This window comes from Paenibacillus sp. 1781tsa1 (genome assembly GCF_024159265.1).
In the GTDB taxonomy this organism is placed as follows: Bacteria; Bacillota; Bacilli; order Paenibacillales; family Paenibacillaceae; genus Paenibacillus.
Window position 1 is genome coordinate 4,673,375 of record NZ_JAMYWY010000001.1, and the last position, 24,973, is coordinate 4,698,347.

At 43.2% G+C, this 24,973-nt stretch carries 19 protein-coding genes and 2 pseudogenes; 1 reads left to right on the forward strand and 20 read right to left on the reverse strand.

Annotated elements, in window-relative coordinates; genetic code table 11:
* Positions 1-369: 369 nt before the first annotated feature.
* The 7 genes and pseudogenes from NKT06_RS21085 to NKT06_RS21115 all read right to left on the reverse strand — a co-directional run bounded on the left by NKT06_RS21085 (position 370) and on the right by NKT06_RS21115 (position 7,239).
* Entirely contained in the window at positions 370-1,248 is an 879-nt protein-coding gene (locus NKT06_RS21085; RefSeq protein WP_253438947.1) for a prohibitin family protein, read from the reverse strand.
* A 395-nt stretch (positions 1,249-1,643) separates the two neighbouring features.
* On the reverse strand, positions 1,644-2,396 hold the full coding sequence (yaaA, locus tag NKT06_RS21090) for a peroxide stress protein YaaA (RefSeq protein WP_253438950.1): 753 nt from the start codon (positions 2,394-2,396) through the stop codon (positions 1,644-1,646).
* 118 nt (positions 2,397-2,514) lie between these two features.
* Complete coding sequence (locus tag NKT06_RS21095) at positions 2,515-2,799, reverse strand: DUF3139 domain-containing protein (RefSeq protein ID WP_253438953.1); 285 nt, start codon at positions 2,797-2,799, stop codon at positions 2,515-2,517.
* 436 nt (positions 2,800-3,235) lie between these two features.
* Positions 3,236-3,958, reverse strand: coding sequence for a restriction endonuclease (locus tag NKT06_RS21100; RefSeq protein ID WP_253438955.1), 723 nt, complete (start codon positions 3,956-3,958; stop codon positions 3,236-3,238).
* A gap of 1,201 nt (positions 3,959-5,159) precedes the next feature.
* Positions 5,160-6,377, reverse strand: coding sequence for an S-layer homology domain-containing protein (locus tag NKT06_RS21105; protein ID WP_483311583.1), 1,218 nt, complete (start codon positions 6,375-6,377; stop codon positions 5,160-5,162).
* A 103-nt stretch (positions 6,378-6,480) separates the two neighbouring features.
* Positions 6,481-6,816 (reverse strand): annotated as a pseudogene (locus NKT06_RS21110) (lipase family protein); the annotation flags it as partial.
* 60 nt (positions 6,817-6,876) lie between these two features.
* Positions 6,877-7,239 carry a hypothetical protein gene (locus NKT06_RS21115; protein ID WP_253438964.1) on the reverse strand — a complete coding sequence of 121 codons (363 nt, stop codon included), beginning with the start codon at positions 7,237-7,239 and terminating at the stop codon, positions 6,877-6,879.
* Between the two features lie 361 nt (positions 7,240-7,600).
* Between NKT06_RS21115 and NKT06_RS21120 the strand changes: the two are divergent.
* A pseudogene (locus tag NKT06_RS21120) lies at positions 7,601-8,172 on the forward strand (transposase); the annotation flags it as partial.
* A 214-nt stretch (positions 8,173-8,386) separates the two neighbouring features.
* Here NKT06_RS21120 and NKT06_RS21125 read toward each other — a convergent pair.
* From NKT06_RS21125 to NKT06_RS21185, 13 genes are all read right to left on the reverse strand, one after another.
* Positions 8,387-8,716, reverse strand: coding sequence for a hypothetical protein (locus tag NKT06_RS21125; RefSeq protein ID WP_253438967.1), 330 nt, complete (start codon positions 8,714-8,716; stop codon positions 8,387-8,389).
* 5 nt (positions 8,717-8,721) lie between these two features.
* Positions 8,722-9,111 carry a hypothetical protein gene (locus NKT06_RS21130; RefSeq protein WP_253442954.1) on the reverse strand — a complete coding sequence of 130 codons (390 nt, stop codon included), beginning with the start codon at positions 9,109-9,111 and terminating at the stop codon, positions 8,722-8,724.
* Positions 9,071-9,811 (reverse strand): WXG100 family type VII secretion target, encoded by a 741-nt coding sequence (locus NKT06_RS21135; protein ID WP_253438971.1) that lies wholly within the window; start codon positions 9,809-9,811, stop codon positions 9,071-9,073. The genes NKT06_RS21130 and NKT06_RS21135 overlap by 41 nt, the downstream gene beginning before the upstream one ends.
* A gap of 107 nt (positions 9,812-9,918) precedes the next feature.
* Positions 9,919-13,266 carry a DUF5704 domain-containing protein gene (locus tag NKT06_RS21140; RefSeq protein WP_253438974.1) on the reverse strand — a complete coding sequence of 1,116 codons (3,348 nt, stop codon included), beginning with the start codon at positions 13,264-13,266 and terminating at the stop codon, positions 9,919-9,921.
* Between the two features lie 77 nt (positions 13,267-13,343).
* A complete protein-coding gene (locus NKT06_RS21145; protein WP_483311584.1) occupies positions 13,344-14,564 on the reverse strand; it encodes an S-layer homology domain-containing protein in 1,221 nt (406 codons plus the stop codon).
* 99 nt (positions 14,565-14,663) lie between these two features.
* Complete coding sequence (locus NKT06_RS21150) at positions 14,664-15,968, reverse strand: Tle-like phospholipase domain-containing protein (protein ID WP_253438978.1); 1,305 nt, start codon at positions 15,966-15,968, stop codon at positions 14,664-14,666.
* Between the two features lie 11 nt (positions 15,969-15,979).
* On the reverse strand, positions 15,980-16,327 hold the full coding sequence (locus NKT06_RS21155; protein WP_253438981.1) for a hypothetical protein: 348 nt from the start codon (positions 16,325-16,327) through the stop codon (positions 15,980-15,982).
* An 837-nt stretch (positions 16,328-17,164) separates the two neighbouring features.
* Positions 17,165-17,791, reverse strand: coding sequence for a cell wall hydrolase (locus NKT06_RS32015; protein ID WP_483311630.1), 627 nt, complete (start codon positions 17,789-17,791; stop codon positions 17,165-17,167).
* Between the two features lie 724 nt (positions 17,792-18,515).
* A complete protein-coding gene (locus NKT06_RS21165; protein ID WP_253438989.1) occupies positions 18,516-19,733 on the reverse strand; it encodes an MFS transporter in 1,218 nt (405 codons plus the stop codon).
* 113 nt (positions 19,734-19,846) lie between these two features.
* Positions 19,847-20,662: a carbohydrate ABC transporter permease gene (locus NKT06_RS21170; RefSeq protein ID WP_192134087.1), complete on the reverse strand. Its 816-nt coding sequence runs from the start codon at positions 20,660-20,662 to the stop codon at positions 19,847-19,849.
* Positions 20,663-20,806: 144 nt separating this feature from the next.
* Positions 20,807-21,679, reverse strand: coding sequence for a carbohydrate ABC transporter permease (locus NKT06_RS21175; RefSeq protein ID WP_253438992.1), 873 nt, complete (start codon positions 21,677-21,679; stop codon positions 20,807-20,809).
* 3 nt (positions 21,680-21,682) lie between these two features.
* Positions 21,683-22,957, reverse strand: a complete 1,275-nt coding sequence (locus tag NKT06_RS21180; RefSeq protein ID WP_253438994.1) for an ABC transporter substrate-binding protein — start codon at positions 22,955-22,957, stop codon at positions 21,683-21,685.
* A gap of 270 nt (positions 22,958-23,227) precedes the next feature.
* A complete protein-coding gene (locus NKT06_RS21185) occupies positions 23,228-24,412 on the reverse strand; it encodes an LLM class flavin-dependent oxidoreductase (protein ID WP_253442683.1) in 1,185 nt (394 codons plus the stop codon).
* Between the last annotated feature and the right edge of the window lie 561 nt (positions 24,413-24,973).

The window sequence follows — 24,973 nt, forward strand, 5'->3', positions numbered from 1 at the left end:
GATCGCCCCCAATATGATATGACAGCTCATTCTTCTGCTAACAATTACGTTAGCTTGATCAGGCGCAGGGATATTTCTCGCTGCGTCTTTTCTTATTGTGACTTTATCCTAAGAGCAGTAGCCAAGCAAAAATTGCCAAGGCAATGCCGAGTATCTTTTTGCCACAACAAGCCTGACTTGTATCCCAACAATGCCACGTTCGCACTACTCTTGAATTCAAACTTTAGACTAAATAATCCAGTGTCTCTTGTCGTACCTCTGAAATGCATCAAAAATAAACAAGCCAGCCCACGATTGGACCGGCTTGTTCATTCGAATTTCAACACATTAATTTGTTGAGAAAGCAAGGCGTGCATTTTCAACCGCTAATTAGGGAGATACGCTTCCCGCGCCACTATTTTGCTCTACTTTAGTACCCGGTAATTGAATCATTGGCGTATTTGATCCACTCACATATGGAAGGGCTCCATCCCATTTCTTGATGGTTTCATATTCAACGAGTTGGCTCGATAAGGATTGTTGAAGCTCTTTATTGGCCTTAGCTTGACCTTCTGCTTCGATCAATAGTTTGTCTGCATTACCTTGCGCTTCCACACGCTTGCGTTCAGCCTCTTTTTTGGCAATCTCCAGTTCAGTCGTTTTACGTTCCAGTTCTTGAGATGCTTCGACACGTTTATCGATTGCTTCCTGCGTCTTGGCGTCAGGTTGAGGAACGCCTACGGTAACGTTGGATACGATAAATCCTAACTCTTTAACATCATCAGAGAAACGTTGTTGAACATCGACGCCTGCTTCGGATGACTTTTCACCATACACATCAATGACTGTAAACTTGGAAATTCCTTTACGAGCTGCATCACGGAAACGTGTTTTGAGATATGTATCCTCTATTTCTTGAATGCTAATTGGCCCAAATGTATTGAATATAGAAGATACTTTACTTGGTTCTACCTGATAGTTGTAAGCAAAATCGATTGTGATGTTTTTTCCGTCAGAAGTTGCAATCTGAATGTCTCTGTATTCCACCGTTTGAATTCGGATCGGATATTTCGTTACTTTATCAAACGCTCCAACCAGTTTCCAACCTTGACTCAGTGTGCTATCTTTTACACCTCCATTGGGTGAATATACAACCCCGACATATCCATTAGGAATTCGTGTTACAAAGAAAGTCACCAATAATACTCCCACGATAATAACCAATGCAACCGCGATCGCCCCTGTTCTAAACGTCTTTGAATTTTTCATCAACATTCTCCTCTTGTTTGAATTTATTGTATTTCTTCAGAATTCTACTACCTATTTTATTGAATAGCGGGATCATTAATGCCCATAGAATAAATGCTAGGATGAAGATTAAAATGATTCCCCCAATAAATGGCATATTCGTCCTCCCCTCTTTGGATGTAACCGAGTACAAATTTATAAATAGCAACTAATTATATCCTTCTTTATATATACTTTGTAAATTCATATTAGGTTTCAATGATATCCGGCGTCGCTTCCTGTAGACCTCTGTAGGTACAACATATTCCGAATAAGACTGCCTTAGTCTACAAAAAAAAGAGCCATCAAATTGTTTGATGGCATTTACCAATGTGTAACCTATACGAACCAAAATTTATAAACCTTTGTACAGCAGGCTACTGTCCCTCTGAATATAGAAATACATAAGTACTCTCTTCCGACTTCTCTTCTGAGAAAACAAAACCTAACCGGTCAAAGCTCTTGATATCCTCCACATCTGTAATCTTCCGCTCAGCCATATATCGTACCATCTCACCTCTGGCCATCTTGGCCCGGGTTGCCTTTTCAACAAGTTTTCCATCGACCATTTGTCCGAACACACAAGTGATCATCCGGGTTGCCTCCTTCAGGAAAGGCGTGATGTTCTTGCTATACTCTTTGGAAGCCAAATTCAGAATACAATTGCTTTCAGATTGAAGCTGATCCGCCAACTTGCTGCCCCAGAATTGATAGAGCGATTTGAAACCGGGACCTTGCAGCTTACCCTGCATCTCCAACCGATACGGCGTAACGCCATCCAAAGGCCGTAAAATGCCATAAAAACCGGATAATATTCGTAAATGCTGCTGAAGATACGCCAGTTCCTCATTTTGAAAAACGCCCGGTGCCATATATTGATACTGAATGCCCTCGTAGGCATAGATGGCTGGCGTAAGATTTGCTTTTATATCCATATTCCGAATCCGCTCCACGTTCTGTTCGGCGATTGCATCGTTACACTTCCACATCACTTTCAGTTCGTCATAGGATAACTTTTGAAGCAAACTCAATAGCTGTTCTGACTCGTTTATGAATTGCGGCATCTGCGCGATAGCCATCAAATCGGTGTCGATCTTCATCTTTTTAGCTGGTGATATGATAATTCTCATCGTGCTAATCCATCCTTAATCTACCTTTGTTTTTGTCGTAATTCATTGTACAGGATTGAATGGGTAAATCCAATGGTGTTGCATATCATCCTCTATTATCTTAGTAAGTATGATTGAATTATTCATGCGGATCAGGCATCAGCTGAATCCATTCATCTGCTCTATAGTAGATATATTCCTGCGGATTGTCCTTGAATTTGACGACAACAGGATACATCGGCATTTTGCTTCGACGAGCAGTGATGCTTATAATCGTATTCCCATCTATTCCTTTTTCGGCGGTTAAATATGTTCTCAAGTCATCCTCCAGCTGCTTCATATCACTCTTATAAGAGCCATACCATGTAAAAGAAGCGATGACCACTAGTGCAACTATAACTAATGAGGTCTTTAGCAACTTCATTTCTACTCACCCTGACTTTAATTTATATTCTAATGATCCGAAATTTACCAAACTGATTGAACCCGCTGTATGGATAATATGGGCTATGATTTAGTCTATACAGATGACCCTGACAAGTTGGAATCCATTGAATTGGTTTTCAATAGAATCTATGACTATGACACTGGAGAAACCATTGTAGAGCCTACTTCGTTGAATATTCCTTTCACGGTCCAGAAGTAATCTAGCTCAACTTCATCGCTCAACAAGGAAAACATCCCATTTGAAAGATAAATTTCAATCTTAAAATGAAAAAAGCCAAAAATAGTATCCAGGACGCCCACATTGTTGGATGCTATTTTTGGTTTAACTTCAAATTTAAACTTAATGATGTAATGTTGGAGTCCTTTACTATACTTCAATGCGTCTCTTTTTTATAAACTCTGCCTCTCTATAGTCATTTCATTGGTGCAGTGTGACGACATTTAGGGAAACTACTGCATCCAAAAAAGTCCCCTCTTGAACCAGAACGTTTAACAAGATTGTTCCCACATTTTGGACAAGTGTTCTCCTGTATATGTACTTCAGAAGAAGCCTCTATAGTAACAACTTCCTGAACTCTCATGGCTAACGCCATCTCAATTAAAGCCTCTCTGTTTATTAATCTCACTTTATTGGACTTTGCAAGTTCATACGCAGCTGAAGTGTAATCACTATTGGAAACAACCCATGCTTCATCGGTTCCATAATACGCAATAGAGGACTGGGCTTCTTGGACCGCCTTGATCCCTACATTTTTACTGTAGCGCTTCGCTTGAACTGCAATTCGCTTTCCCTCTTTGACTAAGATTAAGTCAGCTCCAAAATCACCAATTGCTTTGGTAACCTCGGCCTTATAGCCTTGAGAACGAAAAAGATGCCCAAGATACTGTTCGAATTGGAATCCATCCATTTGATCAATCTCTGCTATTCCCGACCTCTTTAAACGCTTCATTCGTTTACGTTGAAGACTAACCATTAATGAAACCACACCTATAAATCCAAGAACTCCAACACATATTGAAGCTTTCCAAGAAGTTGTTAATAAATATGTACCCGCAGTGCCTACCAGCGTAACCAAGCCAGCTAGTCCCTGAAATAGTTCTTCTTCCTGTTTCGCCTTACTTTTTCTTCTTGCCATATTTCTTCCTCCCAACCTACTAAATACGCCCTTTGAAATAGGAAACAGCTAGATTACTTACTAGTTATTCTCATTTATAATTCATCTTCAGATTTCCATAAAAATCACATTTTGATAAATGTATAATATCCCCATGACATATCCTTTCCTTGAACAGCCTCAATTGTTTAGAAAATTCGGGATGCTCACCACTTAATAGAGCATCCTGTATATCAGATGCACCCTCTCACATTCTTGATTTGTTGTTTTACAGATCTAATCCTCAAAGAAGGATCGCTTTCGCAGTTCTTTCATCCAGAAGTGAATTTCTCCATTTATCTGCTTCAGTTCTAAGACCCTATATTCGGGTTAGGAGTTTTGTAATGTCTAACGGTGAGTTCATTGGGAAACGAACCATACAACCCGATCAGGGGGCAGTGAACGTTGCTGTATTGGTTGAAGCAATGATCCCTTCCTCCAAATCTTTCCTTTTATTTTTTTGGAATATCATAGAATATATAACCCACAATCTCATTGTCACCATTTAGTGGCAATTTAACATTTGGTAAACTATTATTTTTACAGTTTGACAGCTTTCTTCAAGTAAAAGAAAGAGCTTATCATCACCGTACATGACTGTAAAATCATCTTTTGAATCAATTATCTTTTTACTCTTCCACTGCTAAAATCTGCCCGTTCTTTTGAATAACATTCAATATTATTAATAGATACTATCGTAATACCAAATATTTTTTTTCGATTCGCTGTTCACTTTAATTTCTATGAAAGATGATTTTTCATTAAAAATTCTATAATAAAATAGCTCTTTTGATGTAATATCATTCAATGGATACTCAACGGTTACAGGTACATAAAAGTCAGTTTCCAAATAAGATTGTATCTCTTCTTATAATATTTCTTTTAATTTCAACATCTTTTTCCTCCCTGTTAAGGAATATAAAGGGCATGTTTAATCACTGGTAATTGCCCAGCTTCCCTAGACGGACTAAATATTAATTCCCAATGTCCAACTGTTACTGGTTCATTAAACTTGTAGCCCTTTGCAGCGGCTTCTTTTACAGCTGATTGGAAGCTTCTTATTAATTGTTGTTCAGTTAACTTTTACCATGCGATTAAGTCCTAGTTGAATATTCTACCATATGTTTAGTAGAGGCTAGTAGAAATGAAATACTAGCCGGAATCTTTCTCATACGTTTTTCCCTCATTTCTTTTTAATGATTGCAAACGATCCATCATCCATATTGAATTGATTATTCGGATTATCAAGACTGATGTAGTTGACCACCCACAACTTAATACCATTTTTATATTTTGCGAAAAATATAGCACTTTCTAAATTCGGTAGAATTTGATAACCAAATTTAGCGTCTAAACCATTATCAATACGCGAACCACCAGTCATGTCGATCACACCATTCGAATAATGTGAGATGCTAAAATCTTTAGCTTTTGGATAGATAGTTAGCTCCGAGAACACAGGGAATACATTTCTGTTTTTGTAAAATGATTTATCTAAGTCATTTACGAATAAAGGTGCATAGATACTTTTTTTCTTGTTCCAATCGCTAATATTCACCCCAATTAAACGATGAAACACAAGGCTGCCAGATCCGTTCCTGAACGTTTTCCTTTTACCTGAGATATCCGCAATGGACGTGTTTCCCGTTGTTAAATTAGAAACTAACTCAATGTTGGATTTTTCCGTACCTACCATACGTAATTCATTCAAATCATCAAAGCTTGTTACTTCTTTTTTCAGCACATTTTCGAGTCTTAGTAAAATAGCAGAAGATTCAGCACGAGTGGTCGTCTTGTCCATTCCAAACGATCCGTCTGGAAAGCCGTTCATCAGGTTAGTTCCCATTGCAAGCGCGAGATAAGGAATTTTATCTTGAGCAATTCCTGGTTTAAACGACTCTTTGACTGGAAGTAACGTTCCTTTCGTTTCAGCAAATGCTGTTTTATACTCAGCACTGGAAGCAACCAATCCGGAACTCAACCATTTGGCCATTTCTTCGCGAGTAATCGGAGTACTTGGTTTAAATCCGTTTGGATACTCTTTGGTATTAATGAACCCCAAAGTAACCGCCCGATCCACCTCAGCCTTACTCCAGTGTCCATTCAGATCCTTGAATGAATCAGTCTGGGCATCCTCCGGAAGTGTCTTGTCTTTGGCCACCCGTGAAATTAGGGATGCAAATTCTGCTCTTGTTACCGAAGCATTGGGCTTGAACAATCCATTACCGTATCCTTTGAAGTAGCCCTTGGAAACCGCAGATTCAATAGCAGACTTTGCCCAGTGATTAGCTTGTACATCTTTGAAGGTTGTTGTTGCGGCAGAAGCCTGGGAAGAAATCAATGTCGATACGAATACTACAGCGCTCATTATGGGTAACATTATTTTTTTCAACTGTTCCACTCTCCGATTAGTTAGATTTAGTTTGGTTAGATTTTTCTAGTTTCTGCATTTCCTTTGGGATATCTTGTTTTTTTCACACAGTTTACTACTATTATGTAAATTTTCACCTTGCTCCGGAATCTGCTTGTATAAAATCTTCTACGTTCTGATTAATGTAGTCCACCAGTTCCGACGTATGCTCCAGGTGCCATTCATCCAGCTGCTTAATACTCATTTGAAGATCCCACACGATGGGTACAAGTCGCTGACTATGGCTGCTCTCGGTATACTCAAAAAAGTTCCGTTGAATCCGTTCAAAGGTACGACTCATATCCTGAGCTTGTCGTCTCCATTTGTCCGCAGTCTCTTGCAATTCCTCAGGAGTTAGCTCTACGGTCCCTGCGGAGTATCCGCCAACCACGTTGGCCACCGATTTGAATCCTTTGGTCAATGTGTCCCATTTCTATAATTCAGATCCTAATGTCTTGTCTTACAATAGCTTCCATGTGTAACTCTCCCTCTACTGTGTTGCATTTCTATTTAAAATATATCCTTCTTCTTGCAATGCACTCTTTAGTTGTTGGCTATAAATAAATGATTCTTGCTTATTGGTCTCATAATTAATAGACACACTAAACGTTTGCTCTTTGTGCTCTTTTACGTGGCCGTACACAGTCACCCAACTCATGGCCATTTTAGATGTTATCTCTTTATCCGTAATAGTTACCTCCAAGTTATAGGTATCCTTCAAATATCCAATTGCTATTGCTTCCGACCGATTTATAATTTTTTGATCCTTTATTTTTTTCTCATTCACACCTGCACAGCCCCCTAATATTAGTAACAACATAGCAACCAAGATGATCATCACCATTCGGTACATAATCTTCCCTCACTTTCGATTCAATGAGCAACCACTATATATAAAACCTCATTTATGTCTGATCACAGCAATCGAGCCACCATCCATCCTTATCAAACTGGGAATTCGGGTTATTGAGACCAATTTAATTAGTAACCCGTAGTCTTACTCCCTTATTATTTTCTTAGAAGAATTGCTTTCTGTTCATACTAGGCAGATTGATACATCCATACTTTCATGCAATTTGTTTACTATTTAGATCCACCTGTAAAATCAATAACAGAGAGCGTAGAATATATTGTGTATTGTGTAAATAGAAAAAGGAGACCTTTTCTATTAGAATTGGGCTAGCACACAACAATTCAAAAGAGAGGTCTTCCCTATGAATCATTTTACAACAGATTTAGTTCAAGCTTTAGTCACCAAACAAGATATTACAGAAGTATCTCGCAAGCCTTTTTGGATTACGAAATATACGACCGTGCTGGTGTAAATTCTGGCAACTCTCTTAGCGGTTCGTAAACCCGCACGCTTCATACCGAGTATGGCGACTTGCAGCTTAGTATGACCCACGAGAAGCGCTATGTCTGCGTTTATATTGATGCTACGTACATCCCTGTGAAGCGTGCAACGGTAGCCAAGGAAGCGGTCTATATTGCCGTAGGCATTCGTAAGGATGGCTCCAAAGAGGTCCTTACGTACGCGATTGCACCGACCGAATCCGCTTATATCTGGAAAGAGCTGCTTCAGGAAGTCAAAAAGCGTGGCATGCAGCAAATCCTTCTGTTTCCTCCGACGGATTGATCAGGATCGTGAATGCAATCAAGGAGGTGTAACCTCAGGCGAAGTATCAAACCTGTTGCGTTCATTTAGTTCGTGTCACGGATCTAGCAGAGATCTGGGAGATTTCAAGTGTACCGCGCTGAGGATGAAGAAGCAGGTAAAGCTGCTCTGACTACCTTGAGGATCTACATAAGAAAGGCCATTTCATTTACACAAAATTCCTTGACGCTGCCTTTAATTTGTAAACAACAAATTAAAGAAATTATTTTAAGGGTAACATGGGTTATATGTGCTATTGGTTCATTGAATGTTGAATTTAGCTAGTACTACATAGTCCCACAAAAAGAAAGCCCTCAAGAAAAAATCTTCGGGCTATATCATACCTTTATGATTGAGGGAACATCTCCAAATATGTTTCGTACCAATCAGGGCATTGTGCTTTGATTAAGGAGAGCACCTCTGTCAAAGCAATACCATGTAGATGAGATAATTTATCATAACTTATCTGTTGTGTTGAAAGCCAAATTTGACCAATAGACTCTCCACAACTTGCCTTGATCATGTCATCACAGTTACTTTCATTTGAAACTTTAATTAATATATCCACAGTCTCAGCATCTTGGAAGTTCTCTCCTAATTCAATTACTGCGTCATCTTTTTCTGCATCTGATGCTGTTGGATCTGTTAATATTTCCAATAAGCTTTCCCTATTCATAGACTTCACTCCCCTAATGAAATATGAGTTCCAACACTTCTACCGCCCTTTTCACCTGTAAACGGATTAACGTATGTTCCCTTATCGTCTAGTCTAGCATCAAAACGAGGTTGATTACTCCCTGCACCCAGTCCTTCCCTTGTACTAGCTTCGGGTTTTAACTTCAACCTCCAACTAAACGTTCCATCGCCGTTCTTTACTCCCCATTGCTCGACACCACCAGCAGTATCTTGTCTCACCCAATCATTTTTTTCTGCCCAAATCCTTAAGTTAGCAGTATTCTTGGAAATGCTACCAGTGTCTTTAACTAGAGCATTCCCCGTCCCGTTAGCACCCTTGCTCAACTTTTCTCTCTTAACCTTCGCTTCCCGAATTGTTTGCTTCACTTTGTCCAATGCTGCACTGGTTCCACGACCTTTTATATGGACCTTTGCTGCCTTTCGCATTTCCAACGACCAGGCCCATCCCGCCTACGATTTGGCTCCATTTCAGAGATGCGATCATCATCTTGGCGTAAGAGTCCGTGACAGGCTCTCCCGTAAACGGGTTAACCCTCAACTCCAGTGCTCCAATCTGTAACTGGATCAGATCCTGATCTATTGGTTCGACAGGACCAGGGCCTTGATTCAAGCTGCTATTATCCAGTTTACCCTTGTCCTTCTCATACGCCTGAAGGGCTGCCTGATCTGTCACGCCCTTCTCATTAACCGGTAGCCACATATGCCACTGCGAATTGTACACCATCCGGTATCCTTTATCACTAGGACTATTCGCTGCTTTCAGCCCGATAGACATCGTAGCTACGGAACCTGCCACTGCTGCCCCGCTTATCTCATCTGCCTGCTGAAAACGGACACCAATGTCTCGGAGTTCCTTCGCGATGTGGGTCAAATGCTCCAGCGTTTCGACCATGCGGGGCTGGGTTTCTTCAAATCGTTCTAAAAACCGTTCTCGCACCATCCCAGACCACATCGATTCCATCCAGCGGATCAATCGAACCAGTTCCTCGCGTGTATCTCCCATTCGCGCGCGAGTCCGTTCAACCTCTCGTGAGGCTTCAAACAAACGCTCCGGGGTTACTTGTATTCTACTCATCGCTTTCTCCATCTGTCCAATGCCGGACTCTATGTCTTCCTTATCTCAACCTATTGTGCTCTAAACGTTTGGCATATTTCGTGCTTGTTTTAGCTGCACGTTCTCGCTTAATGCGGCACCTGTGCACTGAAATCATCTCTGCTGGAACGGTCGGCATGGTAGAACACCACATCTCCATCCCTTAAAGTAAACGAGTTGCCGTAGCTATCCTCGACTTGACGCTGAAATCCTTCCAGCAACCATTGGTTCATCAGCGGTGCATGGATATATTGCAGATGCGGAGACCCCAGATTCCCTTCCTGGATCGATTCCAAGTTAAAGTTGACCACGATATAACCATTTTTCATGAAGATCGGTGACTTGGCATCCAAACCACCATGGGTACGCCCATAATCGGCCAGATTGGTTCCTGCTTGAACCACGTAAGGCTCGGTGGGTAGACTATACTCTCCATACCACTGCTGAATGGCAGCATTTGCACGAAGTACATCCGCACTTGCGTTCGTCGGAATATTGGTTTTGGGTCCGATAAACGTACGTAATTGCTCAGGCATCAGCAATAGACTGTATCCGCCTACAGGAGTTTTCATCTTCGTAAATTTATCCCGGTAGTACTCCTGATACGTACGTTCACTCATCATGCCTGGATGAATTTCGCCATAGCGGTTATATTTGTAAGTCGCCGTATCTCGTAGCTGTTCCGAAGGTACTTGACGTAATCGATCATTGAGAATAACAAACCGCTTGACTTGATCCTCCGCTGAACCTATACGAATAAAACTTCGCTGGTTCGTCGAGTAATACAGATCTACTGGTACGCGTGTTTTCCCATCTTTGCTAACAAAATCAAAGGTTGGAGTCAGGCGAATGCCGTCTCTGGACCCGAACATATTGCCCTTGGTTTTGAAATCAAACTTAAAGTGATATCCCGTCTTCACAGCCACATTTTGATACCCTTGCAGCGGATGACTGCCTGGGCGAATCGGTACGGTGAATTGCGGTTTGTTCCCCCGCTTGTCACCGTCGATGCCCTGCGTTCCCGTCCAATAACTGATCCAAGTTGGGGCAATACTGCCCTTAAATCGCCGGAAAACAAGCTCCCAGTTGTAGTCTGCAATGTCCGTGATTTCAAAGTCGTATAACCTCCCAATGACCTCCACGGATACTTCGTCGCTGGCCAGATGATAGGTTAGATCTGTGTTGGCATCGGGTTGGGCATTGCTTCTGGACATCGATTCAAAGTCGGCAGGTGCATTCTCTGCAATATTTCGGAACTCCACTTGGTAATCTCCTTCGTCTACCCATACAGGCAGATAAAAGGTGGTATCGAGTACGTACACCGGAATATCAATCCACGTACTCCGCGGGTAAAACTGTGTCCGGTCGGCACTGTATACGTCAAACGGAAACCGCACCTGTTTGATCCGATAATATTTGGCATAATCCCGATCCCCATATCCCGGATACGAGTTGACATCCAAATGCTGTCCGCTCGTGGGGATACGTACTGTGAACGGCCGCTCCAGAATAAGGGCAGACCGATCCATATTCGGTATCGTTTTCTGATTATGAGGCTGATCGTCTGAAACAAGAGAATAGTTCACGACTGGAGTATGCACAGTGACCGTGTTAATCCCCGGAATTTCAAAGGTTTCTTCCTCATTACCATCATTAACATTTCCACTCATTAATTCATAACGGATTTCGCCTGTACTAGGCGTATCCTTCTTATTTAACAAGGTTTTGGATATTTCATTGTCAGGACTGTACAGAACATCTTTGCCAATCATTTGGGGTTCTGCGATCTGACCTGGCGTTGGCCCCGTTTCTTCTACTTTTGCGTTGTCCATGACAACAGCCCCATTAAACTTCAAATAGTCATTCTTAACTTGGATCTTGGGCACAGCATCTTCCGCAATTGATGAGAGATCATCTGTTGGTGTTGGAGGTTCGCTGGTCCCTCCCGGCACTGGCTGTGAAGGCGCTGTTAACACAGCCGGTGTATTGGGTGCGTAAAAGGTACCGTTCGTAGCCGCCGCATAGATGGGACTACGATAATCAGCAGGATATAGTTCAATCTGTGGTAGAGCATAGTTTTTTAGGATCGCATCGGTTATCTCATAAACGAGCAAAGTGTCAATTTTCCAATACTCGAAATCCCGTTTCACAGTATAGGTGTAGGGTACTTTTACATCTCTAGATCTTGGAGTTGATACCGTTGTCGTACCACCTTTACCATCCGAAATTTTCTTTTCGTCTGTCCACGTTTTGTTATACGTTTTTTCAACAACTACGGTATATGTACAAGTGCCTTGCATATTCACAAACTTATTTTGGAATAGGTAACTTAGACCAAATACATTGCCATATAAACTCTCAGAGGTAGGGATACCTCGCAGTACGTCAAATGGCTCACTTCCACGTTGATCGGCCTTAATAACTGCGCTTGCATTAGGGTCCATTCTCTCCCCTGTCATTTCTCCGACAGGTGACTCTGCACATGCCGCATCAGGAGTTTCCGGAATTTCAGGTGGTGGCGTGTCGCCAACTGTAATCGTTACATTTTCATAAATGTAATACGGTCCATCTTTGGAATTCTTCCATTTCGCGGTGATGATAGCCGTTCCAACGTTTTTAGCAACAATTTGCCCTGTTAATTTTTCTACGTAAACTACTTCTTTTTGGTTAGAACTCCATTCAATTTGATCGACACGCTTGGAGACATTCACCCAGTTACCGAATTCTTCTTGGTCGTATGCTTTAGTTCTGATCTCTGCAACCAATGATTTTACATCATTTAATTGAAGCTGCATGTCCTCTCTAACCCGGATCTCTTTGGTTTCCGTAACGTAACCACTGTAATCAATCTCTAGTGGTGTGTAATACTCAACTTGATATTTTGGATCTCCATCCTGTCTTGTACCATACGGAGTTTTCTTTTCCCATTGATAATCAGCAACATTATCCGCGTCTACAGAATCAGTACCAGTTCTTGTTTCTATGGTTACCAGTAGACTCCCTTTTTTGTAGTCCGGTTTTGAACCTGGCTTAATTGAATAGGTTTTATCTGAGGTGTTGTATTTAATATCATCAATTTCTATATCTGTGACGTGATCTCTCTTGAATTTATTACCTGTTGGTTTATCTTGTAATGAATCCGGTACGTAGTTTTTCGTGTTAATCTCATCTTTAACAAATTTATCTGAAGGAAGCTTCAAGGGAAGAGCATCTAATTTAGAAGAGTAAGTATTCGTTTCTACCCTACCGTATTTTTCACTTGTTGCTTGCCATACTTTAAAATCGCCTTGAGTCCATATAGTCTTGGGCCTAGGATTAGCTTTTCCCGTAACTTTGACTTTGATCGTTTGCTTTCCTCTCGCTAATCCGCTTGGTTTCACTTCTATGTCTTTATCTGGATACCCGTTCTTAAAGTTAGCATAGGTTTTAATAGACATAACTCCGAAGGAGTAAATTAGGAATATTACGAGTAATGATAGAACAGTCCATTTCTTTTTCATTTTATAATCCCTGCCTAGTTGCTATTTGAAATAACTGCATATGAACCGTCGTCCATGTTAAATTGTCCGTAAAAGTCTTTGATTTTAAGATTTTCCACAACCCACACCTTCACACCATTTTTATTCTTTGCAAAAAACTTTGCAGGCTCTAAATTAGGAATTACTTCGTATCCATATTTTTGGTTCAATTCATTTGTGATAGTCATCCCACCAGTCATATCAATAACACCATTCTTATAATCTCCAATGTCAAAACCCTGTTTCTTTGGATAAATCGTGATCTCTTTGAATACAGGAAGTACGCCGCTATTCTTATATTTGTTCATTCCGAATTCAGTCATGAACAACGATGTATAGATGCTGCCTTTCTTCTTAGGCTCTGACGTGTTGATACCAATTAAACGATGGAACACCAGACTACCAGATCCGTTGCGGAACGTTTTCCGTTTCCCTGAAATATCAGCGATAGAAGTTTTACCTGTAGTCAGGCTAGATACTAATTCAAGATTCGTTTTTTTCGTACCCATCATTCTCAATTCATTCAGATCATCAAATGTCACAGCTTCTTTTTTCAACACATTTTCGAGTCTTAGCAAAATGGCAGAAGATTCAGCGCGAGTGGTCGTCTTGTCCATTCCAAACGATCCGTCTGGAAAACCGTTCATCAAGTTGGTTCCCATTGCAACAGCGAGATAAGGAATTTTATCTTGAGCAATTCCTGGTTTAAACGACTCTTTGACTGGAAGTAACGTTCCTTTCGTTTCAGCAAATGCTGTTTTATACTCAGCACTGGAAGCAACTAATCCGGAACTCAACCATTTAGCCATTTCCTCGCGAGTGATCGGAGTACTTGGTTTAAATCCGTTTGGATACTCTTTGGTATTAATGAACCCCAAAGTAACCGCCCGATCCACCTCAGCCTTACTCCAGTGTCCATTCAGATCCTTGAATGAATCAGTCTGGGCATCCTCCGGAAGTGTCTTGTCTTTGGCCACCCGTGAAATTAGGGACGCAAATTCTGCTCTTGTTACCGAAGCATTGGGCTTGAACAATCCATTACCGTATCCTTTGAAGTAGCCCTTGGAAACCGCAGATTCAATAGCAGACTTTGCCCAGTGATTAGCTTGTACATCTTTGAAGGTTGTTGTTGCGGCAGAAGCCTGGAAAGGAATCAATGTCGATACGACTACTACAGCGCTCATTATGGGTAACATTATTTTTTTCAACTTTTCCACTCTCCGATTAGTTAATTTAGTTTGGTTAGGTCTTTCTAGTTTCTGCATGTTCTTTGTGAAGCCTTTGGTTTTTTACACGGTTTGCTACTATGTAAATTTTCACTGTGCTCCGGAATCTGCTTGTATAAAATCTTCTGCCTTCTGATTAATGTAGTCCACCAGTTCCGACGTATGCTCCAGGTGCCATTCATCCAGCTGCTTAATACTCATTTGAAGATCCCACACGATGGGTACAAGTCGCTGACTATGGCTGCTCTCGGTATACTCGAAAAAGTTCCGTTGAATCCGTTCAAAGGTACGACTCATATCCTGAGCTTGTCGTCTCCATTTGTCCGCAGTCTCTTGCAATTCCTCAGGAGTTAGCTCTATGGTCCCTGCGGAGTATCCACCAACCACGTTGGCCACCGATTTGAATCCTTTGGTCAATGTGTCCCATGCTTCGCGCGCGTGATCAAGTATATTATGCTCCGAAGGCTTTCGCGGAGAGAAATTTACTCGTTCTCCAGTAACTTCATCATAAAGAGGATTATCAATATATCCATCTTGATCGAAGCTATAGTGCTTCATATCGTGATATTTAGGACCATCCTCAAAAAACGTATCCACTACCTTGGCCCAAACGTTAATGCCATAGTTTTCATTTCCATCTGCATAGTTAGAATCAATAAGAAACGTGGCCCCCACATGCCGCTCATAACCTCCAAAAAAACCACTTGCAATGCCATCTCCAGGATGTATAAAGTTAGTCACTAGTCCATCAAATGCCCCCTCCTCTGCTTTCCTTCTCATCTCGGGAGTAAGCGATGCTACGACTGTGGGAGCGCTAAAAGTAACGGCATTTAATCCAGTGTACACCGCTGCATACTGTGCATTAGCACCTCCCAAAGAATGACCCGTTAGGGAAAACTGTAGGTCTTTATGTTGGTCTGTCATGCTCTTGACATAGCTTTCTGCCTCGTAGAGTTGATTAAAGCTACCCACATTTTTATCTACCGTCTTTTTGACATCGCCAACCCAATCATTTAATTTTGTAATGCCTAACCCATCTTCAACCCCACGTGAGAAGTCTTTCCAGAACTTCGGTTTCCAATCTATTGCACGTTCTATGGTTGCCCCGATTTCGGGGAAACCAATATGTAAAGCATCCGTTCTAAAATCTGGAACAGATCTTGCCGGAATTGCGTCCCCTTCTGTTCCTCGAAATGCAATTACCGCTTGCTTCGTCTCGGGATTGTAGAATGTAACAGCATCCATACCGGATACATTATGTTTCTGATCTAGCACTTCCCAGCCAGGAATATCTGTGAATTCTTGTCCGACTTCTACTTCATCATATGAATATTGCGACATTACCTTGTAATTTTGATCAGTAATTATTTCACTAGATAAGCGTTCTATGTTCATCACATCCTATATTATTGTATATTATATCCTTTTTCATTAAGGGCCTTCTTTAGTTGTTTACTATATCCGAAAGATTCTTGTTTATTTGTTTCATAGTTTATATACACACTAAAAGTTTGATCTTCATGTCCTGTTACATATCCATAGATAGTGACACGACTCATCGCCATTTTAGGTAGAATTTTTTTTTTTGTTATCGTTACATCTAATTTATACTTATTTTTCAAATATTCAATTGCTATTGCTTCTGACCGATTTATGATTTCTTGATCCTTTATTTTTTTCTCATTCACACCTGCACACCCCCCTAATATTAATAGCAGCATAGCAACCAAGATGATCATCACCATTCGGTACATAATCTTCCCTCACTTTCAATTTAATGAGCAACCACCATATATATAAAACATCATTTCTTTCTGATCACAGCAATCGAGCCACCGTCCATATCAAATTGAGAATTCGGGTTATCGAGATCAATATAGTTAGCAACCCATAGTCGTACTCCCTTATTGTTTTCTTTGAAGAATTTTTTTGTATTCATGTTGGGCAAATTACTGTACCCATACTTTTTCATGCAATTTGTTTACTATTTTAGATCCACCTGTAAAATCAATAACACCTCATACTCATCTAGCTCGACATCGGAGTTTGATGTTATTGAAAACGTAATTCGACTTTTCGTATGCCTTGAAATCACTCAACTTGATGACTTTAAATTGATTATCATCTGAACTCTTGAAATCCTTGTTCCTGATCCAATCATACCTACAGTAGATAATCCTGCTAATACAATTAATAAAAATTTCTTCATTTAAATAATCATTCTTCATTCTATTATGTGTTCCTCTTTCACTATATGGGCCATTTCATCTAGTCTAATAGGTTCAAAAAATCAATTATAAATGGAAATAGTAAGAATATTTTACCACTAAACTCTCAAAAGAGGTAGGTATAAGGTATGATTGCTAGACTAGAGTCTTCGAATTTACCACCAGATTTATTAACTACAACAATAGATCTAGACTTATTAGGACCATCATTAACTTTCAATTCAGTGTGAAACTCTAGTTATAGTCTTGTAAATCATACGAACTTAAATTAACCCCGATGAATCCTGCACTTCGCAGCACCCACCGGGGTTATACTATGGTATCCAATTACTGTCTACGAATTTAATTCTCCACCAACTTATCTCATCTCGTAAAATCATGCTGCCCAATGGTCAGCAGCGTCGGCCTGCTCTTGCTCCACACCGAAGTGGCAATCTTCGGATTGTAATAATACAGCGCTCCATTCGTAGGATCCACGCCATTTAATGCTTTGCGTGCTGCCTTATAAGAGGTCGCCGTCGGCTTGGTATTAAACTGGCCATCGTCCACCGCCGTGAACTGACCTTTCTGGAAAATGACCTTCGAGATCGATGACGGGAACAAATCCGAATGCACACGATTCATGACAACCGCTCCTACAGCGACCTGCCCTTCAAAAGATTCTCCGCGTGCTTCGCCATGGATCAGCTTCGCCAACTGGCGCAGCGTCTCGCCTTCGGCTTTGGCCTTTTTATTCAGCCTGTTCAGCGTTGCCGGACCTGCAACACCATCCGCACTGAGTCCTTGCGCCTGCTGGAACTCGCGGACAGCGCTTTTGGTGATCGAACCGTAATAACCGGTCATACCGGCGTCAAAATACCCCAGGTCGCTCAATTGCTCCTGCAATTGCAACACATGTTCACTGCGAACGCCCTGTTCCAGCTTCTGTGCCCCTGCAGAAGGCGCTACCACGGTCAATCCCAGCGTCAACGCGCAGGCACCGAGAAGCATGCTGACCCGCCCTGCTCTTTTGCCAACCGTTCTCCCCTTCCCATGAGTAACTTTCCGACTGACGGTGATAGGTTCCATAGTGTGATCATTCGTCCGCACATCAGATCCTTCATTCAGATTACCAGCTCTAATCCGTACATCCTCACTGCCCGTGTACTCCATATTTTTCGTATTCGTTATGTTATTCATGATATTATTGACCTCCATCTCTTTCGTAGGTTTACTTTCATCCACAACATACACATCGTACATTCCGTTCATCTCACTCAGTTGTTTAATGTTATTATCGCTGTACGTTACATGTATGTTGTTATTCCCATGTTCTCGCACCATGTCAATCACGTTGTTGTGGCTTCCATTTATGCTATTCGCTCGAGTCGCTTCACCCATCGTATTGGTCTCATTGAATTCACGCATTTGATCCATTTCACGCTTGGTCTGCATCTTTTCGTTACCCTCCATTTTCTGAATCCAGATCCCACTTCTTTCCCCTGAATCCTCACGGCTCTACATCCCGAGTGTCATTATAGGATATAGAAAAAATGCCGTCTATCGGACCGATGGAGCATGTAAAAATGAGTCTTGGACATAACAAAAAAAGGTATGAGCCCATGGTCGTATCAGGGTCACACCTCTTCTTGTATCAACCTTGTACCGCTTGTCTAGCCCCCGTTTCCGTAGGCAGGCAGACCCGTACAAAAGTTGCGCTTGAATATAATGACAATTACTCGGCGAGTTCTTGTCCCTTCGTTTCCCGGCCCCAGAACAGCACAGCCGCTGCGCCAATGAGGATTGTCACGAAGAAAATCGTGAAAATCAGGCTGATTGCCACTTCATGCTGAACCAGCATACCGACCATCAGTGGAGCAAGTACGCCACCGATCCGGCCTACCGATGTGGCAAGACCGACACCCGTCGAACGAACGGAAGTCGGATATAATTCCGGGCTGTAAGCGTACAATCCACCCCAAGCACCCAGGTTGAAGAACGAGAGGCAGATCCCCGCAGCCAGAATCGTTGCTTCCGTGGTTGCGAGTCCAAACGCAATCGCACTGCACGCAGTCAATGTAAGATAGACAACAAGTACGAACTTGCGACCGTAACGTTCAATGAAGTACGCTGCGGTGAAGTAACCTGGTAATTGTGCGATCGTCATGATCAGCACATATTGGAAACTTTTAACCAACGTAAATCCTTTGGCCATTACAACCGAAGGCAGCCACAGGAACATTCCATAATAAGAGAAAATGACGGTAAACCACAAAATCCAGAGCATCAACGTTGTACGGCGATGTGGTGCTGACCAAACGGTAGCCACTTTCTCGCGGAACGTGATTTTACGAAGTTTGGCGTGATTCTTATACCGCGGCGGGTCCTGAATGGCACGACGCAGATATAATGCATAGAACGCCGGAAGTGCACCAATGGCAAAAGCAATTCTCCATCCGTACTCCGGAATGACAAAGTTGGCAATGAGCGCCGATACAATCCAGCCTCCTGCCCAGAAACTTTCCAATAATACAACGGCACGTCCACGTTCTGCTGTAGGCATCGACTCCGATACCAGTGTGGATGCCACGGGCAGCTCTCCACCAAGTCCAATACCCGCAACCAGACGTAGTGCACACAATACGGCAAATCCAGTCGCCAATGCAGACAGACCGCTTGCAATCGTAAAGATTAACAAGGTCCACATCAGAATGGCCTTCCGTCCAAAACGGTCTGCAAGTGCACCTGCAAGCAAAGCACCTAATGCCATACCGATCGAGTTAATACTCGTAAGCACGCCGACTTGTCCCGGACTGAGACTCCATTCCTTGGCGAGTGCAGCCACGATAAAGGAGATCATACCAACTTCCATCGCATCAAACAGCCAGCTCATGCCGGCACTGAACAGCAGCTTGCGCTGCTTGGGATTCCGCAATACTTCCAGTTTGCTCATCACTTATAGCTCCCTTGATCTCTATGTAGTCACTCTGACACTAAATCATTATTATGCAGAATGCTCCAGAAATCAATGCAAAATAAGCTTTTCCTTCCGATTTCTACGATACCTCACCCCTTAAGTGAACCCGCTGTCAGACCTGCAACGAAGTAACGCTGGAGTAACAGGAACAGCACAATCATCGGAATAGCAGTGACAAGTACACCCGTGAGCATCATCGGATAGTTGGTTACATACTCCCCACGGAATTGCATCAGTGCTAGTGGTAAAGTCAGCTTGGACTTACTGCTAAGCATGAGCATCGGAATAAGCAAGTCATTCCATACCATGACGAGCAGGAACGTCGCTGTTGCCGCCAGCGAAGGTGCAGCAAGTGGCAGTGCAATCCGGGTGTAGAGCCTCCATTCGCTTGCTCCATCCATACTGCCCGCTTCCAGAATCTCCGAATTGAGCATGCGCATGAAGCCTGTCAGCATAAATACAGAGACAGGCATGAGCATCGCGGCGGATACGACAATCAGGCCCGTCAGACTGTCTGACCACCCGAGTGTACGCGTGAGGGAATAGATTGGCAGCATGCTCACCTGAGAAGGAACAATTAGGCCTGCCACGAACAGCGCAAATACGATTTTGCCTACGCTGCCGCCCCAGCGGACAATGGCGTAAGCAATCATACTGCTCAGCAGCAGCTCAATCGCAACCGTTCCCAGCGTTACGACCATACTGTTTCCGAAGTACTGCCACATCGGCTGATTGCGGAACATACCAATGACGTTATCCCACGTGAACGGGTCAGGCCAGCTGAATGGACTGGTGAAGAAGTTGCTACTTGTTTTGAACGAAGATACAAATACAAAATACAGCGGAACAAGAATCAGCAGCGCGTACACCAACAGGATCAGTCGATTGAACCATTTTAAAACCATATAAACTCCCTCCCTTCTTTTTTTAAGTCTATTAGGTCAACTTCGGTGCCGTTCAGGTTCGCCGTTCGGATGGAACGGAAACGACAAATACTTCTACATCTCATCCAGTCACGGCTCGCATACTCACGAACACGCGTCCAATCTTCAATAGCTTACCCGGTCGGCACGCAGTGCCTTGAACTGCAACAGCGTCAAGAGCGCGAGCAACACCAGGAAGATCATGGAACCGGCAGAAGCCAGACCAAATGAATAGCTGCCAAAGGCGGTATGATAGATATATGTTGTCAAAATTTCAGTTGCGTAGTTCGGTCCTCCGTCCGTCATGGTGAAAATGAGGTCAAATGCCTTGAACGACTGAATGGTCGTATAGGCCACAACAATCGTTGCCGAAGGTGCCAGCAGTGGCCAGGTCACGGTACGGAATACCTGCCATTTGCTGCCGCCGTCCATGCGAGCCGCTTCATACAGTTCTGCCGGGATGCCTTGCAGACCTGCGATGAATACAATCATCATCTGTCCGGCATGTGCCCATACCTGTACCGCAGCAATGGAATAGATGGCGATCTTGGGATCTCCAATCCAGTTACGAGCGATGCTGCTCATGCCCGCTTCATTCAGTCCATAGTTGATCAATCCAATGGATGGATCATACATGAACGCCCAGATCAGTCCGACCGATACGGAGGACAGAATCGCAGGCAAGAAATACAATGCCCGAAGCACAATGCGTGTCTTGGTATTGCGTACCAGGAGCAGAGCCAGGACAAGTGAGATAAAGGTTTGTGCTATAACTACCGTTAACATGAACTCCACGTTATTACCAAAGGCTTTGCGGAATACGATGCTGCTGAGACTGTCCTTGTAATTATCCAGCCCTACAAATGCATACGACGGGGATACCCCGTCCCAATCCGTAAAGGAGTAGAACAGCCCCGTCAATGTAGGAAATACGAACAGTGCCACGTACAGCAGCAACCCGGGTAACAAAAACAGGGATAGCTGAAGACGGTTTTTCATCGTTTATTTCCCGATATGCTGATCAATGATCGCTTGTGCCTGCTGTGCTGCTTCTTCTGGAGAAGTGCCGCTCAGCACGGCCTGAATGGAGTTGGTTACGGCTTTTTGATTATCTCCATTCAGGATGGTGAACCGTGGCTGGAACACGGTCTTTTTGCTCGCCCATTCTCCGGCTACCTGAAGCTCAGGCGTATCGTACTTCACATCATTCACCGTTACATTCTGTCCCGTCTGGTTGGCGTAGTCACTTGCTACATCGGGATTGCTCAAAAATTCAAGGAACTTCTTCGCTTCTTCCGGATGTTTCGACTTGCTGTTCACCGCGAGCATGAATGTAGTGGTATGCACCCCTTCATATTTCGCCTGATCGGCACTTACTGTAATTGGTGCAAGCAGTTTTTGCTCCAGATTCGGGTTTTGCTGTTTGTTCTGAGCGAGTTGATATGATCCACTTGCCAGCATCGCTGCTTTTTCCTGAATGAATAATGCGCCTGCCGCAGGGTCTTTAGTACCCAGTGCATCCTGCTGGAAGTAACCTTTATCGTTCAGTTCCTTGATTTGAGTCAATGTTTTCACCCAGAACTCATCCGTCAGTTTCGCTTCGCCAGCTTCCACTTTGGTAAAAATGTCGTCACTTGGTGCATTGTTCATTACCATCGTATTCATGAATTGCCCTGGGCCAATGTCCGCTCCGGCAAAGGCAATCGGAATGATGCCATTGTCTTTCAGCTTCTGGCAGAGTGCCAGAAAGCCTTCCCAATCCGTTGGTGGCGTCAGTCCATATTTTTCAAACAGCTTCACATTGTAGATTGGATCGTTATATACGAGTTGATACGGGATCGCATATTGCTTGCCATCGTGCTGTCCTGCTTCAATCAGTTTCGGATTGTAAGCCGAAAGGAACGATGATCCGCTCAGGTCCGTGAACAATCCCGCCTTGGTGAAGGCTTCGAATTGTGCACCCGGGAAGGAAGCAAATACATCTCCTACCGAACCGTCACTGATTTTGGATTGTACAGTGGACTGATATTGATCGGAGGGCAGCGTCTGCATCTCCACGTTGATGTTCGGGTTTGCTGTCTCAAATGCGTCGATGCTCTTGTTCAGTGCTTCCACATCTTCTCCGCGCCAATGCATGAAGCTGATCGTCACTTTGCCTGACCCTGAGGAGCCGTTCTCTCCAGATGCCGCGTTATCCCCGCCGCCGCAAGCTGACAGCAGGATGGACATCACCAGCATACTGACGAGCGGCAGGATTAATTTTTTATTTTTTTTCATGAAAGACGACCTCCTGAGGGTGATTAATGTATGTTGCACGAAAGTTTTTACACGGCACACTCCGAGTGCAGTACCATCTTCCGATCGCTGTTATCCCCGGATTTTTTGAATCATTTCTTTTAATGGTTAAAATTCGGGGAAAGCGTATGCTTCCGATGTAGCTTTCTTTCAGAAAGCTTTTAGGCGAGCGCTCCGCTTCTTCAGATCGGTTCTGCCCTCTCCGTTAAAGTGTAAAAAAAGGGGCACTTACTTAGATGGGTAGAAACTTATTTAGTTGGTAGTAACTGAATGTTGCTTCTGTCTTGTTTTCCATTGCTCTCGAATGATCGGCATCACGGTACGTCCGAAGATTTCGGCCTCTTCCAGATGCGGGTAGCCGGATAGAATGAAGGTTGTAACGCCCAGATCTCCATATTCCATCAGACGTTCTGCGACTTGTTCGGCTGTACCTACAATGAGGATTGCACCGCCGGAACGCACAACGGACAAGCCTGTCCACAGGTTGGGACCTACGACAAACTGCTGCTTCTCGGACAGTTCCCGTAACTCGTTCTGTCTGCGTTGATTGGTTGCATCCGTCTCGGCAAAAGCGGCTTTCGCCTTCTCAATCGCTTCTGGTGGTACTTTGCTAATAATCTCCCAAGCTGCTGCCCATGCTTCTTCTTCGGTATCCCGAATGAGAACCTGAGCACGCATGCCATAACGCAATTGGCGATCTTGTCCCGTTTCCTCTTTTACCTGCTGACGAATGACCTCAATCTCTTCGATCTGCTCCTGAATCCAGTCATGAGGCTCGCCCCACATGAGGAACGTATCTGCATGCTCAACGGCCACCTTCTTGGCAATCGGTGAACTTCCTCCCAGATAGAATGGTGGATGTGGATTTTGTACCGTCTCCGGCATGCCTACCGGTCCTTTGAAGTTGTAATACTGGCCGTTGAATTCAGGATTGGGATCGCTGGGTTCGTCTGCGCTAGATTTGGAACCACTTCCGGCAAACTCCGTCAGATTCAGTCCCGTCGATTGGGTCCATGAACGCTTCATGACTTCCATATACTCACTCGCGCGAACATACCGTTCATCATGCGCATGTGCGAGTGGATCGCCGAGTTCCTCCAGATCCCGAACGGAACTGCCTGTCACAACATTGATCATGGCGCGACCACCAGATAGCTGATCCAGGGCCGCTCCCATGCGTGCAGCAAGTACGGGTGTAACCAAACCCGGGCGAATGGCTACAAGGGGACGCAATGTCTTCGTATGACTCATCACAGCTGAGCCAACAACCCATGCGTCCAGACAGGCTCCCCCTGTCGGAATTAGTACAAATTCGAATCCTGCCTTCTCCGCCGTCTGTGCCACATCGATCAGATAATCCAGACTCGGCTCCCGCTCCGGGGCAACCCCCACATACTTACCATCCCCTGCTGTAGGCAAAAACCATCCAAACTTCATTTCTTCCTGTTCGCTCACAAGGTTCAATCCCTTCTATGAATAAATAAAGTCTCATGTTAAAAAAGTTACCGTTACGCCTCCTTGACGTTCCGGGTACGAATCGTTCTTCCGATCACTGTTATCCTTGATTTTTTTTTGATTCTCCTTTTTAAAGGTAAAAATTCAAGGATAGCTTATGCTTCCGATGTAGCTTTCTTTCAGAAAGCTTTCAGGCGACCGCTTCGCTTCTTCAGAATCGATTTCGTCCCCTCCACTACGTTGGCATCTCTTGAAACTTATTTTTAAAGTGCGCCTAATTTCTAATCATTTTATTCGTATGAAAGTTCCAAATGCCGATTAATTAACTTGGTTTAATAGGTATGGACATCATATCAATTGATTTGTCTGTGAGCAATGTCATTTCGCGGTAAGTTTATTTTGTCATTTTGTGGTCTTTTCACAGATTTAGGTCTTCCCTATCTTGAATATATATAAAACCCACCTGTATAATAGGTTTAAATAAGAGTACAAAAAATATGATTTTCCACTTTTGAACAACATCTACAAGCGAAACTTTTAGAT